Annotated in this window: 19 protein-coding genes; 6 read left to right on the top strand and 13 right to left on the bottom strand. The window is 64.5% G+C overall.

Annotated features, from left to right (window positions below):
• The first annotated feature begins 39 nt into the window (after positions 1-39).
• Entirely contained in the window at positions 40-561 is a 522-nt protein-coding gene (gene pnuC, locus QP457_RS01005) for a nicotinamide riboside transporter PnuC (protein WP_240196725.1), read from the top strand.
• A gap of 313 nt (positions 562-874) precedes the next feature.
• Here pnuC and QP457_RS01000 read toward each other — a convergent pair whose 3' ends face one another.
• The 4 genes from QP457_RS01000 to QP457_RS00985 all read right to left on the bottom strand — a co-directional run bounded on the left by QP457_RS01000 (position 875) and on the right by QP457_RS00985 (position 3,129).
• Complete coding sequence (locus QP457_RS01000) at positions 875-1,291, bottom strand: TonB C-terminal domain-containing protein (protein WP_205406134.1); 417 nt, start codon at positions 1,289-1,291, stop codon at positions 875-877.
• Positions 1,292-1,454: 163 nt separating this feature from the next.
• Entirely contained in the window at positions 1,455-2,429 is a 975-nt protein-coding gene (locus QP457_RS00995; protein WP_205406131.1) for a Dyp-type peroxidase, read from the bottom strand.
• Between the two features lie 91 nt (positions 2,430-2,520).
• On the bottom strand, positions 2,521-2,793 hold the full coding sequence (locus QP457_RS00990) for a hypothetical protein (protein WP_205406130.1): 273 nt from the start codon (positions 2,791-2,793) through the stop codon (positions 2,521-2,523).
• A gap of 9 nt (positions 2,794-2,802) precedes the next feature.
• A complete protein-coding gene (locus QP457_RS00985; RefSeq protein WP_099819542.1) occupies positions 2,803-3,129 on the bottom strand; it encodes a hypothetical protein in 327 nt (108 codons plus the stop codon).
• Between the two features lie 141 nt (positions 3,130-3,270).
• Between QP457_RS00985 and QP457_RS00980 the strand changes: the two genes are divergently transcribed.
• Positions 3,271-4,200, top strand: a complete 930-nt coding sequence (locus QP457_RS00980) for a DUF6624 domain-containing protein (RefSeq protein WP_205406129.1) — start codon at positions 3,271-3,273, stop codon at positions 4,198-4,200.
• An 18-nt stretch (positions 4,201-4,218) separates the two neighbouring features.
• Here the strand turns inward: QP457_RS00980 and QP457_RS00975 are convergent, their stop codons facing one another.
• From QP457_RS00975 to QP457_RS00960, 4 genes are all read right to left on the bottom strand, one after another.
• On the bottom strand, positions 4,219-4,587 hold the full coding sequence (locus QP457_RS00975) for a VOC family protein (RefSeq protein WP_180164552.1): 369 nt from the start codon (positions 4,585-4,587) through the stop codon (positions 4,219-4,221).
• A 69-nt stretch (positions 4,588-4,656) separates the two neighbouring features.
• Positions 4,657-5,433 (bottom strand): DUF6597 domain-containing transcriptional factor, encoded by a 777-nt coding sequence (locus QP457_RS00970; RefSeq protein WP_205406128.1) that lies wholly within the window; start codon positions 5,431-5,433, stop codon positions 4,657-4,659.
• Between the two features lie 93 nt (positions 5,434-5,526).
• Positions 5,527-5,856 carry a YecR family lipoprotein gene (gene yecR / locus QP457_RS00965; protein ID WP_205406127.1) on the bottom strand — a complete coding sequence of 110 codons (330 nt, stop codon included), beginning with the start codon at positions 5,854-5,856 and terminating at the stop codon, positions 5,527-5,529.
• A 171-nt stretch (positions 5,857-6,027) separates the two neighbouring features.
• A complete protein-coding gene (locus QP457_RS00960) occupies positions 6,028-6,600 on the bottom strand; it encodes an Ax21 family protein (protein ID WP_176022450.1) in 573 nt (190 codons plus the stop codon).
• Between the two features lie 523 nt (positions 6,601-7,123).
• Here QP457_RS00960 and QP457_RS00955 point away from each other — a divergent pair.
• A complete protein-coding gene (locus tag QP457_RS00955) occupies positions 7,124-7,393 on the top strand; it encodes a hypothetical protein (protein ID WP_089241667.1) in 270 nt (89 codons plus the stop codon).
• A gap of 156 nt (positions 7,394-7,549) precedes the next feature.
• Positions 7,550-8,251, top strand: a complete 702-nt coding sequence (locus tag QP457_RS00950; RefSeq protein WP_205406133.1) for a hypothetical protein — start codon at positions 7,550-7,552, stop codon at positions 8,249-8,251.
• Between the two features lie 58 nt (positions 8,252-8,309).
• On the opposite strand, the gene QP457_RS00945 is transcribed toward QP457_RS00950, so the two are convergent.
• The 3 genes from QP457_RS00945 to QP457_RS00935 form a co-directional block, all read right to left on the bottom strand.
• Positions 8,310-9,506 carry an ATP-binding protein gene (locus tag QP457_RS00945; protein WP_205406126.1) on the bottom strand — a complete coding sequence of 399 codons (1,197 nt, stop codon included), beginning with the start codon at positions 9,504-9,506 and terminating at the stop codon, positions 8,310-8,312.
• Positions 9,507-9,718: 212 nt separating this feature from the next.
• Positions 9,719-10,468 carry an EAL domain-containing protein gene (locus tag QP457_RS00940; RefSeq protein WP_205406132.1) on the bottom strand — a complete coding sequence of 250 codons (750 nt, stop codon included), beginning with the start codon at positions 10,466-10,468 and terminating at the stop codon, positions 9,719-9,721.
• A gap of 102 nt (positions 10,469-10,570) precedes the next feature.
• Complete coding sequence (locus QP457_RS00935; RefSeq protein WP_240196682.1) at positions 10,571-10,942, bottom strand: hypothetical protein; 372 nt, start codon at positions 10,940-10,942, stop codon at positions 10,571-10,573.
• 475 nt (positions 10,943-11,417) lie between these two features.
• Here QP457_RS00935 and QP457_RS00930 point away from each other — a divergent pair, with 475 nt between their 5' ends.
• Positions 11,418-11,786 (top strand): hypothetical protein, encoded by a 369-nt coding sequence (locus QP457_RS00930; RefSeq protein WP_205406125.1) that lies wholly within the window; start codon positions 11,418-11,420, stop codon positions 11,784-11,786.
• 30 nt (positions 11,787-11,816) lie between these two features.
• On the opposite strand, the gene QP457_RS00925 is transcribed toward QP457_RS00930, so the two are convergent.
• Positions 11,817-12,503 (bottom strand): hypothetical protein, encoded by a 687-nt coding sequence (locus QP457_RS00925; RefSeq protein WP_205406124.1) that lies wholly within the window; start codon positions 12,501-12,503, stop codon positions 11,817-11,819.
• Positions 12,504-12,611: 108 nt separating this feature from the next.
• Here QP457_RS00925 and QP457_RS00920 point away from each other — a divergent pair, with 108 nt between their 5' ends.
• Positions 12,612-13,088, top strand: coding sequence for a nuclear transport factor 2 family protein (locus QP457_RS00920; RefSeq protein WP_205406123.1), 477 nt, complete (start codon positions 12,612-12,614; stop codon positions 13,086-13,088).
• Between the two features lie 96 nt (positions 13,089-13,184).
• Here QP457_RS00920 and QP457_RS00915 read toward each other — a convergent pair whose 3' ends face one another.
• Positions 13,185-14,210 (bottom strand): NAD(P)H-dependent glycerol-3-phosphate dehydrogenase, encoded by a 1,026-nt coding sequence (locus QP457_RS00915; RefSeq protein ID WP_025875929.1) that lies wholly within the window; start codon positions 14,208-14,210, stop codon positions 13,185-13,187.
• Positions 14,211-14,227: the final 17 nt, after the last annotated feature.

The following is a 14,227-nucleotide window of genomic DNA, read 5'->3' as shown; positions in this document are numbered from 1 at the left end:
TGGACTGCAGCCCTCTTCAGCATCCTCGGGGTGTGGCTGATGGCGAAGCGACGGCTGGCCGCGTGGCCGGTCGGCCTGCTGTCGGTCGCGCTGTATGGCGCAGTGTTCGCCGAGGCCAAGCTGTACTCGGACACGCTGCTGCAGGTCGCCTTCGGCGGTTTCCTGGTCTATGGCTGGATCAACTGGCGCCAGCACGCGGCCGATGAAGGCAGCATCCGCATCGTGCCGCTGGCGCGCGACACGCTGCTGCGCGACCTCGCCATCGGCCTGTGTGGCGGCGTCGCGCTTGGCGCCGGCATGCATACCTTCACCGATGCGGCGCTGCCATGGCTGGACGCGATGCTGACCGCGTTGAGCTTGGTCGGGCAGTGGTGGCAGGCACGCCGACACGCCGCCTGCTGGTGGGTGTGGATCGTGGTGGACGTGGTCTACGTGGGCGCGTACCTGTTCAAGTCGCTGCACGTGACTGCTGCGTTGTACGTGTTCTTCCTGGGCCTGGCATTGTTCGGGCTGCGGGCGTGGCGTGCAGCCGCGCGGGAACCGCAGCTGGCAACGCGGTAGAGCCTCGCCATGCGTGGCTGTTGTGGGCAATCGGCACGCGATCCACGCATGGCGTGGATCTACTGGTAGTCGCCAACCTTGGTTGGCACCTGCCAAACGCAGCCACGCATGCGGAGACACATAGTAGAGCCTCGCCATGCGTGGCTGTTGTGGGCAATCGGCACGCGATCCACGCATGGCGTGGATCTACTGGTAGTCGCCAACCTTGGTTGGCACCTGCCAAACGCAGCCACGCATGCGGAGACACATAGTAGAGCCTCGCCATGCGTGGCTGTTGTGGGCAATCGGCACGCGATCCACGCATGGCGTGGATCTACTGGGTAAGCACCAGCCCCAACCGCAGCGGCTGGCGCATGTCCTTCGGCGGCGCCGCCGGCAACGCCGTGGCCTGCAGCGTCGCACGCAGATCGGCATCCACCTGGGCATCACCCAAGCTGTCGAATTCCAGTTTGGAGATCGCGCCATCGCGGGCGATCCACACGCTCACCACCAGCGGTGTCGGCGTATCGGGATGCTCCTGCAGCCAGGCCAGCAGGCGCTGGGCGCGTGGATCCTGTTCCTGCTGCAGGCGCTGCTGCAACTCGCCGCTGACGGAGGCGGCATAGGCCATCCAATGCGCAGGCGCGTCCTGTGCGGACACGCTGGCGCTGCCCAGTGCCAGCAGGCCCAGCAACCATGCCACCGGGCGCCAGCCGCGGCGCGTGGTGCGCCTGTTGCCTGCAGAATCCATCACCCACGTCTCCACTGCCGTCCAACGCATCATGGTCGGCGCTGTAGATGACAGGCAGATGGCGGAGGCTGCAGTAGAGCCACGCCATGCGTGGCTGTTCTGGGCAACCGGTTGATCCATCCACGCATGGCGTGGATCTACCTGGCTGCCCCGCCCGGCGTGATCAGTCGCCCAAGTCGGCCAACACCTTGCGCGAGGGGGCGAAGAAGGTGACGCCGGTGGTCGCGGTGGAGAAATCGAGGATGCGGTCGTGCAACGGCGCGGGATTGCCGATGAACATCCGCTCCAGCATCTGCTCGATCACCCACAGCCGACGCGTGTAGCCGATGAAGTAGGTGCCGTACTCGCCACGCCCCGGGTTGGCGAAGGGCATGTTGTCGCGCAGGATCTCGTGCTCGCCGTCGGCATCCTCGATGGTGCACAGCGTCTTGTGCGACTTCTGCGCGTCGGCCGGCGCGTCATCCAGCTCCATGTTGTCGTGCTTGGTGCGGCCGATGATCGCTTCCTGCGCTTCGGTCTTCTGCGCACGCCAGGCATCGAGGTTGTGCAGGTACTTCTGCACCACCACGTAGCTGCCGCCGGCATGGTCGGGATCCTCTTCGCCGACGATGGTCGCCTCCGGCAGCGACAGGCCCTCCGGGTTGGCGGTACCGTCGACGAAATCGAGCAGGTCACGGCCATCGAAGTAGCGGAAACCGGCCACGTCATCCACCGCTTCCACGGCATCACCGAAGGCGAGGAGCAGGTTCTTCTCAAACGCCACGATCAGGTCCATCGTGCGCGCACGGATGTGGTACAGCAGGTCGCCCGGCGTGGATACCGCCGTATGGGTGGCACCCTTCACTTCCTGGAACGGCTTCAACTCGCGCGGTGGCGTGCTGCCCACCAGCGGCGCCCACACGCGGTGGCCAATGGCCACATTGCAGGTAAAGGTGCGTTCGATCTCGCGGATGGCGGTGTTCTTGATCAGGTCATCGGTGCTGGCCAGCACCTCACGCACTTTCGCCAGCGACGCCTCATCGTCCTTCACCGTCAGCACCAGGAACGCGGCCGAATGGGTCAGCGGCGCGGTGATCTGCTGCGGCTCGTTGTCGAGCGTGTGGTTGAGGGCGGTGATGGGGGCGGGCTGGGCGTTCACGGCAGTTCCTGCTGGCTTGAGGCGGGCACATCGCATGGGGCGATGTGCGGGCGATCATAGCGGAACGGCGTTGCCGGCGACGGAGCGGTTCTCAGTTCGCGGCGAGCGTGAGCCATTCGTCGGCGAGCGCGCGTGCCCGCTGTTCGCTGTCGGTGATCGAATGCTCCGGCTGCTGCAGCCGCCACTCTCCCTGCCATTGCGGCAGCATGTGTCCGCGCAGGAAATGCTCGACGCGGAAGCTCTGCCCGACAGCATGGATGCAGACCAGCCGGATGCCGTCCTGGGAGACAACAGCGTCCAGCAGCTGCCAGCCATCCGCAGCATCGCGCAGCAGATGCGCCCCGGCGATCTCGATCACGTCCATGCTGTGCGACTACGCCGTGGTCACGGTGAACTGTTGCGGCGTGCGCCACGCAACCCGAAGGTAGGCGCCCTGCAGCAAGCCGCCATCGCGAAAGTGTTCGAACACGTCGGCCGGGCACCACTCCCTACCCGCCGAGAAGGCTACGCCGAGGTCACGCAGACGGATGAAGACGATGGCCTTGGCTGCGTCGTCGGCGACCGGCAGGGTGAGGGTGTCTGCCTCGCCAGCGGTGAAGCCCAGCGCCTGCAGCGAGGTCCGCGGGCGGCCGTTCAACAACATCACCTTGATGCAGTTGCCGTCGGCCTGCCTCACGTAGGCGTCGATGTGCGTTTCCATTGGCGGATTGTAGAGGCAACGCGACCCCACTTGCAGCGTGCTGCTGGTCGATCATTTGAGGCCTGGCCATGACACTGCTAGCCTGCGGATGTGCGGCCTGCAGAGGCTCGCCATCCACACACTTCACGGAGGAAGCAGTCGATGGTCCACTCACCGATGCAATGGAGGCATGGGCCCGTTGCTGCGGCGCTGGCGTTGCTGCTGGCCGCCCCGCTGCAGGTACACGCCGCAAACGAAGGGTCTTTCTTCGACGCACTTGAGCGCTATGGTGCCGATGACTTCAGCGGCTGTGCGCATTTTCTGGATGACCTGCTGCAACGTGGAGGCCATTTTCCCGAGGGTGGCGAACTGCTGCTGGTTGAATGCACGGCAGCGGCCGGCGACCTGGGAAAAGCGATGGACCATGTAACCACGCTGCTTCCCAGCGGCAGGCTGTCGGCCGATGACCTGCTGCACAAGGATCGGCCAGGATTGAATGCGCTGCGCAACGGCCCGGCGTGGCCGGACATGCGCAAGCGCGTGCTGGCCGCCGAGCAGCAGCGCCTCGCATTGCTGGACGCGCCCCTGCGCAGGGAACTGCTGGAGCGCGCCGAGCGCGACCAGGCGGCACAGCATGCGGCTGTCGACGCTGGTGGTGGCGAAGCATTCAAAGCGACAGCTCCAGTGATCAAGGCCAACGCCGATTGGCTGAAATCGGTGGTAGCCGACAAGGGTTGGCCGACGTATGCCCTGGTCGGACATGATGGTGCCAAAGCCGCGTGGCTGCTGGTCCAGCACGCCGATCACGATCCCGTATTCCAGGCCGATATGTTGCCGTTGATCGAAAAGGCCGCCAAAGCCGGTGAAGCTGATTCTGCAGATCTGGCGCTACTGACTGATCGCGTGCTGCTGGCGCAGGGCAAGCCGCAGCGCTATGGCAGCCAGTTCACACAGGCCGATGATGGCGCGATGGAACTCCGCCCTACCGAAGACATGGAAGGCCTGGATGCGCGCCGCGAGGCGATGGGGCTGCAGCCACTGGCGCAGTACAAGGCCACGCTTTCAGAGATGTATGGCAAGCCGGTCCGATAGCACGGCGCTTGCCGAGGCTTAGTCCCGGTCGCTCCACACCGCCAGCACGTAACCGTCCAGATCGCGGAAGTGAAAGCGACGGCCACCGGGGAAAGCGAACACGTCCTGCACGATTTCGCCGCCGGCCGCGACGATGCGCTGCTGTGCATCGGCCAGATCCGAAAAGTAGAGAATCACCAGCGCGCCTCCCGCGGCTGTCACCGCCTCGTCAGCCACGAAACCCCCTTTGAGGCGGCCATCATCGAACTCGGTATAGGCCGGACCGTAGTCAGTGAAGGACCAGCCGAAGACCTGCCCATAGAACTGCTTGCTGCGGGCGATGTCGGCGACGTTGAATTCGATGTTGTCGATGCGGCGTTCGGCAGCGGTGGTCTCTGCGTGGCTCATGGTGCGGCTCCGTGGTTGGAGCGCACAGCATCGATCAGGGTTGAGCCGGCGTCTTGAACGAAACGGCCATCAACGCCCCCACTCCTGGCGCAGCGCACTGGCCGTCAGGCCGGACAGCTCGCGGGCCTCGCGGCTGAGGTGCGCCTGGTCAGCATAGCCCGCCTCGGCGGCCAGCATCGCCAGACTGTGCGCGGGCTGTGCCTGGCTGCAGCGCAGGAACCGCTGCAGGCGCAGGATCCGCTCCAGCGACTTTGCACCGTAACCGAACTGCGCCTGGCTGAAGCGGCGCAGGTTGCGCGGACTCATCGCCAGATGGGCGGCGAGTGCATCGATGCTGACGTCGCCCTTGGCTGCGTGCGCGAACAGCGCATGCGCACGTTTCGTGTGGTCGTCCACCACGGCCGCGGTCATGTTCTGTTGCAGGCAATCGGCCAGGCGGTGCAGGCGCTGCTCGGGCGCGGCATGACCGACCGATGCCGCCGCCTGTGTTGCCCAGCGGGCATTGAATTCAGCAAGAGGCACGGCCTGGCCGACGATGTCGGACAAGTCGATGCCAAGCGCAGCCGATGCTTGCCCAGGCCGGAAGCGCGCGCCCAACACCTGCGCACCGGGCGCCAGTTGTGGATGCGCGGAGGTACGGTCCGGCCCCACCACGAACAGTGCTCCATCACGCCAGAGGATATCCACGCAGCCATCGGGCAGAACGGTGATGCTGCCGCTGGCGTCGGCCGACAACTGGCTCTGCCAGAGCTGGCCGAACTGGCCACGCAGCGGCGCAGGCGCCAGGTGTTCCTGGTAGGCCGTGCCGGTGCCAGCAAGTGGAGATTCGGTGGAGGGGCGGTCCATGTCGCATTGTGCCGCGACAGCGCACGCCATGGTGACGGAACGTACCCTCGCTCGTCAGGGCCGCTGGCGGTAGCAGCCCTGCATAATGGGCTGTCAGGGCGCCGAAGCGTTGCACTGCAGCGGCATGGTGAACTGCCACCGCTTGCATTTGCCAAATCGACTGCGGCCGTCGCACACCCGTTCGATCTCGCCGTTTAGTTCAGCGGTTGCCAGGCCCCACGTCGCGCATTGGCGTGTGGCGGTCTGTTCGGCGGCCTGGCGGTTGGCTGTCGTCAGCTCCGGCTCTTTGCTCACCAAGGTCAGCACCACTTTGCCTTCGGTGCGGCTGGCACCCTTCAGGTTCCACTCGGCGTTGGGCCGTGCCTGCACGGTTCCCAACAGCAGCATTGCCGCCATCACGGCGATTACCTTCGTCTTCATCATGTCCCTTGATCGTGATTGCGCTGGAATCCGCCACGCCGGCCCATGAGGGGCTGAGCGGCGGCCCTGCACTCTACCCGATCCAAAAAAGAGAAGCCCGGCACGAGGCCGGGCTTCACTGGCGTATGGGAGAGAGGTCACACGCCAGTTACACGCACTAACGACAGGCGTTTGTTACCAGCTGAAGCGCGGGCCCACGAACCACTCGCGGTCGCCGGCCTTGGCCAGCTTCACTTCGCCACTCAGGCCCCAGTTCTGGTTGAACTTGGCGGTGGCGCCGACGCGGCCGTAGAACTCGCCGTCCGGGTTGATGCCGTGCTTCTTGCTGTAATCCTCGTAACCGGCCAGCGCATAGCCTTCCAGGTACGGGTTGAACGCGGTGCGCACGCCCACTTCAGTGGAGTAGCCGTTGAAGTCCAGGCCGTGCTTCATATCAAACTTCTGGTACGCAACACGAGCCACCAGGTCGGTGTTCGGTGCGATGCCGTAGTTGTAGCCGGCACCGATGCGCCACTGGGCGACATCGTTCTTGAAGGTGTCGGTTTCCTGCTTGCTGTAATCACCGAAGACATGGAAGTTCGGGTGCACGGCAACCGAGCCCTTCACGCCCCAGCCATCAGCGTCGCCGCCCTTGGCATCGGTGTTCACATAGCCGCCTTCAACGTAGTTGTACGACAGGCCATCGGCAGCCGATGCGGCGAACGGCAGCGCGGCCAACAGACCCAGGGCAAGCAGCGAATTCTTGATCATCGGGATACACCTTTAATTATTTTGGTTTCGTCGAACGCCCCTCGGGAGGGGAGGGATAAGGGGCGTTCGACAGGTGTGAATTATCCGTTTGTTGATGAAATCAGCCCTGAATATTGAACTGACCGGTACATGAATGAGGTTCCTGTTCAGGGAACTCTGGATACGTCATGTAGTAGCCGTCGGGCGCAGGACGAAGGGCATGACCGCTTCGTGCATCTGATCGACGAAGAGAACTGCACGTGTAGCAGTGAGGTGCGGGCGTCGCTGTTGCGCGACGCTCATCTGCGCCCATTCATTAGGACAGCGTGAGCCCGCTTCATCCTGATGAATTGGCTGTATCGAAGCGGCGCAAGGGCATCGACCGATGCAGCACAGCGCGCGTGTTCCCGCTTGTTAAGGTTGGCTGCTTGCCGCACCTTCACGGCCCATCCACGTCTTCCAACTGCAGCTGAAAGCACTTCGCAGCGCCGGGAACAAACGCCGCTATATTCCAGACTCCCCAGACGAAGGAGGGAGTGGAATGTTCCTGACCAAGCAGCAAATCAACGCGGCACGTGCCGTCACCGTAGCCATCGTTGCTACCGTAAGCCTCGGTGCTTGCGCCACCTACAAAGACGAATTCGCTTCGATCAACTCACGTCTCGACCAGCTCGACGTGAAGGTGCAGGGCGCGGCGCAGAGCGCCGAATCCGCCAACCAGTCCGCACAGCAGGCCAACCAGCGTCTGGATCAGATTGAAGGCCGCGTCCAGCAGCTCGAAAGGGTCCCGGGCCGCAAGCCGCGCGGGTAACCGCTCTCCCACCCACTTTGATGAACGCTTGAACCAGACACCAGTGGCCTTCGCCGGCCACTGGTGTCTTTCAACCTCTCGGTCTTCATCCGAAGGAGCCGTCCCATTCGTACGTACTCATTCCCTGCACGCCGGGCCGTGTCGGCCGCGCTGACCATCGCGCTGGCATTGGCAGGCACCAGCGTGGCCAGTGCCAAGAATGGCAAGGAAGCAAAAGAAGCACCTGCCGCGGAAACGGCGAACGCCGCCGATGAACTTCCGCAGGGCCAGGAAGTATCCGAGACCGTCATTGCACTGGCCGGCTGGGTAGTCGCCAGCAAGGACAACCAGGGCTATCCGTTCGCGATCATGGACAAGGCCGCTGCGCAGGTCCTGGTCTTCGGCGGTGACGGCAAGCTGCGTGGCGCGGCGCCGGCATTGTTTGGTTCGGCCATCGGCGATCACTCGGCGCCCGGCGTCGCCAAGCTCGCGCTGAGCGCGATTCCAGGCCACGACCGCACCACCCCGGCCGGCCGTTTCATTGGTGGCTATGGCCCGTCCGAGGACGCCGGACGCGTGCTGTGGGTGGACTACGATTCCGCCGTGTCGATGCATCCGCTTCCCCCGGGCACCCCGAAAGAGAAGCGCAGCGAACGACTGGCATCCGCCACGCCGGACGACAACCGCGTCACCCACGGTTGCATCAACGTCTCACCCGGGTTCTACGAGCAGATCGTGAACCCCACGTTCGAGAAGGGCGGCGTGTTCTACGTGCTGCCGGACAAGGACTCGATCGAGGAAACGTTCCCAGAGTTCGCGCAGAGTCGCGCGGCTGCGAAGGGCGGCGATGAGAAGGACGCACGCCACGCCCGCAAATGAAGCGCGGTTGTGAAGGCTGAGGAACCAGTCACGGCGGAGCGCAGCAAGACGTGCTTCGCTACGCAAGCTCCAGCCGCGGCATCTTGAACGTGAACAAGGTGCCGGTGGCCGCGCTGGACTGCACCTCCAGCGTGCCGCCATGAGCGCGCGCAATCTCCGACGCAATGTAGATGCCGAGGCCGAGGCCGGGCCGTGGCTGCTCACTCTTCTCGCGAGAGAACGGACTGAATATGGCGGCCATCCTCTCTGACGGAATGTGTCCGTCGTTGTGTACTTCGAGCGTAAGCATTTCGGGCGTGGCGTTGACGATCAGCGCAATTGGCGACGAGCGCGCTCCGTGTTCGGCTGCATTGGTGAGCAGGTTGGCCAGGAGCTGCGCCAATCTGCTCGGATCACAGACCACGTTGTCGTCCATCTGCATGCGGACCTTGATGTCCTGGCGGCCAGTGGCGATGGCCACCTCTTCCACAACCTTTTTCAGGTCTTCTTCCAGCGTGCTGGTCAGCTGCAGCGCGATGGGAATACCGCCGCCCAGACGCCCCCTGGCGAAATCAAGCACGTCGTTGATCAGTCCATCCATTCTGGCAACGCCTGAGGCGATGTGCGCGAGCATTCGTTGCTGACCCTCAGCGTTCAGCTCACATGCCAGCGAATCCGCGGCGATGCTGATTGCCTGCAGAGGACTGCGCAGGTCATGACCCAGCACGGCAATGAACTGGTCGCGCAGGTCGGCGACGCGGTGCGCGTCGGAGAGCGCAGTTTCCGCTCGCTCGAGGCGATCTTCCTTGTCGAGGTAGCTTCCTACCAGATCGGCCAGCAGCTCCATGGATCTCTGCACGTGGGCCACGTCGAAGCTGGCCGGTGCCGAGTCAATCGCGCAGAGTGTGCCGAAGAAACTTCCGTCCGGCCGATGGATGGGAACGGACGCATAACTCTCGAGCCCGTAGATCCGCGGGGTGTGATGCGTGGCGTAAACCGGGTGCTTGCTCGCATGCGCAAATACTACCGACGTTGCCGACTGCCTGATCTCATCGCAGATGGTTGTCTCGAGCACCAGTTGGCCACCGGGAACCAGCCCGAACCCGAGGGTGTCGAATGTGGCGCAGGCGGTCCAGGTGGTCTGGGTCACACGGGCAATGGCGGTGAATCGGGAGCCGGTGATGTGGGCTACGGTCTCCAGGATTCGCGGCACGGCCTGGATTCGACCAATCTCGGCGATGTCGTCCAGCAGATGGGGGTCCGTCAGCTTCTGCATGGTCGTTCGTCCGGTGGGCAGCGCATCATCCCATGGAACCCGGGAGAAGGTTGATGCGAGGGCGATTGCCGCCTTTTCAGGCCAAGCCGTGACGGGCCCGGGGTCGAATACCCGGATCTGCCAGGCCAACCCATGAGTTGGCACGGGCATGGGGAAGGCAGGCGTGCCTCAGGCGGCCACACCTGACCGGGATCGGACGCGGCGTGTGCCGATCACATTGTCCAGGTGATGTCAGCCTCGCGGGCGGCAGACTCGAACTGCGGCCGACCGAACCAGTAGCCTTGCATCAGGCTGATGCCGAGATCCGACAGACAGTGCGCCTCATCGCGGGTTTCTATGCCCTCGGCAATGACATCGATGGCCAGTTGCCCGCACATGGACACCACGCCGGCCACGATCGCGCGACGCGAGGGGCTATGGTCGATTCCCCGGATCAGCGCCATATCCAGCTTGACCATGTCCGGCTGGAAGTCGGCCAGCAGATTAAGGCCGGCAAAACCGGCACCGAAATCATCAATGGCCGTCTTGAAGCCGATACGTTTGTACTCGCTCAGGATCTCGGCCAACCATTTTCCATCGCTGATCTGCTCTCCCTCCACGGTTTCAAAGATGATTCGCTCAACAGGAAAACCATGCCGATCCGCAGCTTGCAGCGTGGAACGGATGCACACCTCGGGCCGATAGATCGCATTGGGCAGAAAATTGATTGAAAGATGAGAGCGCAGATTCAACGATGCCGCGATCCGGATCGCCTTCTCACGGCAGGCCTGGTCGAACGAATAACGGTTGTCCGCGGTGACACGTGACAGCACCGAACCTGCGGGCTCGCCGGCCGCACCGCGCACCAACGCTTCATGCGCGAATACCTTGCGTGCATGCACATCCACGATCGGCTGGAATGCGTAACTGAATTCGAACTGCAGCGGATCCGCATTGCGGCACTGTGCACATCCGGCGCGCATATCGGAGGGAGGCATGCGGTTGATTCCATGTTCGGGCTAACGCCACGAGAATAGCCGACGCCCATCAGCACCATGTGGAGGCCATCGGGGTCGGCGCCGAACCTACGGGCCAGAAGGCAACAGCAATGCCTGCGCTCGGTCTGAAAGCGGGCAGCCCTGCTGGTGCAGCAGCGCGATGGCTTCCCTGGTCCGTCGAACCAGGCCGGTATTGGCGATGAACGTCATCTTCGCTGCGTGGAACTCCAGCACAACATTCTCGGTTCCGGGGGCCTTCCGATAATCCACCCTGGCAATCTCGCTATAGGGCCGGGTGCGCGTCCGTAGAACGCGATACTCCACCTGGTCTGCATGCAGAATCAGCTTCGGGTTGAGGCTGTTGCTCGCCCAAGCAAACCAGGGCAGGAACGTGAGTCCTGCGAAGGAAGCCTCCAGGGTGACGATCAAGGGTTTCTGCAAAACGACCTCCTGCAGCATTGCAGAAGCTTAGTCCAGTTGCGCCGCTTTTCGGCTGCTCTGTCGTCATTGCCTTGCTGACGTGGCAGCACACTACGCTGGCAACCACGACCCATGTCGCATATCCCTCTATCGCTTAGGGCCCTTGCGCCATCGGCGTCTGGGGCGGCTTAACAGCATGCAAGAATGCCGAAAGCGTCTTGCATCAAGCGTTGAATGCAACTTGTCTGATTGGCACTCCGCGTCGGCACAGGTACAGATGACGGGCCATCAAGAAAAGATGGCCGGGCCTCGAAAACCCGTGCTTCTGTTTGATTACGCTTGCCAGCCGGCGTCACCCCGTGTGGCGCCGGCTGGCAATCCGTCTGCCGGCTATGGCGGGCGGAGCGTGGAGGCCTTGTGCCTGCCGGTTCAACAGGAGCCCGGTTTTCGAGCCACGTCTCCGCCCGCCACCCTTATGTGGCGGCTACCGTCTGTCCTGCACGGAGCCCCAGCCATGACTACACCGGAATTCCCTCGCCCCCACCCCTATCGCGTTGCGGGCGATGAGGTATCAGAGCCACCACCTGCGCTCGACCCCACGGCTTTCATTGCCACCCTGACGCGGATTGGAAAAGGCGCAGCCGCCGATGGCCAACCCTGGCCGGAGCGTCACCAGATGCCCGGCCGGCGCATGGCGCTGGCCGATGCGGACTGCGCACTGGCGGGCCTGCGCGTAGCGCTGGAAATGCTGCTGGCGGCCGAGCGGGTCCGCCAGAACGGCCCGGACGACGAATACGTGGGCGATCGGGTGATGGAAGGCCTGATGATGGCGTGCCTGGCGCTGACCGCGCAGGTCAGCGCGCGGATGCGGCCGGAGGAATAACGCCGGCAACGCTTCCGGCGTTACCGCCCATCATTCGCAGGGATCGCCTTCTTCCTTCAGCATCGCCTCGTCCACCGGCCGCTCGCGCTCGATCAGGGCGCGCTGCTCCGCAGTCGGCTCGCCCAGCCACCACACTTTGCAGCGGGCGGTAAGGCGACCGACCATCTTCGATTGCGTCGGCGAGTACAGCATCGCCAACGCGGTGGTCGGGCACTGGTGCGCCTGGCAGGCGGTGTAGAGCCACCACGGCTCGCCCTGCAGCACCATCAGTTCGCCAGGACCGCTGGGACCGCTCAACAGGCGTTCGCGCAGGGAGGGGATGGTCTTGTCGGGCGATTCGGCCGCCGCAGTGTTCTTCATCAGAGCGTTGAACGCGGCCAGCACCTTCGGGTCCTTGCGGCCGCAGTCGTCCACGGTGTTGCCGCCGATCAGGGTGAAGAAATAGGTGGCCAGCGGATTGTCCTTGCAGGTGAGCTCCGCGCCGGGGGTCTCTCCTTCCGGCTCACCTTCGTTGTCCCACACCGAGGGGTCCACGCCGTCTTCGATGGACGGCTCGTTCTCGACCACCGTGGCGGTGGCGGCTGGAGCTTCGGTCGCCGGTGCGGCGGTAGCGGCGGGCGTGGCAGCGGTGCCTGCGTCCGGTGCGGGTGCCGGCGTCTGCGTGCACGCGGCCAGCAACGCGACCATCGCCGCCATTCCCATCATTCGAGACGTCATTCCCTGTCCTGTGTGCATTCGCCCAGCTGGCGCCCGCGTGATTCTACCCGCCAGCCAAGACGGATATTCTGGCAGTCACGCCTTTCATCGCCGCCAGGATGCAGACGCATGTGCCGTTCAAGACTTGCCGTGATTCTCATCAGTGGCCTGTTGCTGGCCGCGCCTGTCGTTGCGCAGGAGGCCGCTGCGCCCTCGCCCGCCGCACGTGTTGCCGATGTCGCCCTGCCCGCTGCGCTGGATCGGGTGCTGCGCGATTACGAACAGGCGTGGCGTACGGGTGATGCGAAGGCATTGGCGGGGCTGTTCGCTGAGGACGGTTTCATCCTGCAGAGCAACCAGCCGCCTGTGCGCGGGCGCGCGGCAATCGAGGCAGCGTATGCCGGCCAGGGAAGCAGCCCGTTGCGGCTGCGCGCGCTGGCCTATGCCGCCGAGGAAACCACCGGTTACATCATCGGTGCCTACACCTACGGCAACAGCGTGGGCGATACCGGGAAGTTCACGCTGACGTTGAAGCGGGTGGCGGGTGGGCCGTGGATGATCTTTTCGGACATGGACAACACCAACGCGCCGCCGCGGCCGCGATGATGGGCGTTACGGGTTCCACAGTAGATCCACGCCATGCGTGGATGGGTTTCGCGCACGCACAAAAAAAAACCCGGCGCTGGGCCGGGGTTTTTCGATTCACTTGAACAGCGTGTCCGGATACTCCGGTTTCTGTTCGCGTGCCAACAGCGCACGCAATCCTTCTTCCGGGGTCTGCTCGCCATGCAGCACGGCGCGCACGCGGTCGGAGATGGGCAGGTCGATGCCATGACGGCGCGCCTGTCGCATCACTTCGTCGGCGGTCTGCACCGATTCAACCACCTGGCCGATTTCGCGGATGGCGTCCTGCAGCGTCTGCCCGCGGCCAAGGGCCAGGCCCAGGCGACGGTTGCGTGACAGGTCGCCGGTGCAGGTCAGCACCAGATCGCCCAGGCCAGCAAGGCCCATCAGCGTTTCCGGCTTGGCACCGATCGCTGCGGCCAGGCGAAGCATTTCGTTGAGGCCGCGGGTGATCAGGCCGGCACGGGCGTTCAGGCCCAGCTGCATGCCATCGGCCACGCCGGTGGCCACGGCCAGCACGTTCTTCATCGCACCGCCCAGCTCGGCACCGACCATGTCGTCGCCGGTGTAGGCGCGGAACGCCGGACCATGCATCGCCTCGGCCACCGTCTGCGCGAACTCGGGCACGTCGCCGTGTACGGTGATCGCGGTCGGCAGGCCCAGGGTGACTTCCTTGGCGAACGACGGCCCGGTGACAACGGCCAGCGGCACATCCTCGCCCAGCACTTCGCGCGCCACTTCATGCAGGAAGCGGCCGGAGCCGGGCTCGAAGCCCTTGGTCGCCCAGGCCACGCCGGCACCGGCCGGACGCAGCGGCGCCAGCGCGCGCACGGTTTCACCGAATGCGTGCGACGGGGTCACCACCAGGATCCAGGCGGCACCCTCCACCGCCGACGCCAGGTCGGTAGTAGCGCGCAGCGATTCCGGCAACGGAATGCCCGGCAGGTAGCGCGGATTCTCGTGGCGCTGGTCGATGGCTTCAACCACGGCGGCATCGCGCCCCCACAGCACGGTCTGGCGACCGTGCCGGGCGAGCAGCGTAGCCAGCGCGGTTCCCCAGGAACCGGCGCCGAGTACGGCAATCTTGTCAGCGGTAGTGCTCATCCGTGACGTCGCGGCCG

This window comes from Stenotrophomonas sp. As-7 (assembly GCF_030291015.1).
Lineage (GTDB): Bacteria > Pseudomonadota > Gammaproteobacteria > Xanthomonadales > Xanthomonadaceae > Stenotrophomonas > Stenotrophomonas lactitubi.
Note: the sequence above shows the minus strand (reverse complement) of the source record. Positions and strands in the feature narration are given on the sequence as shown.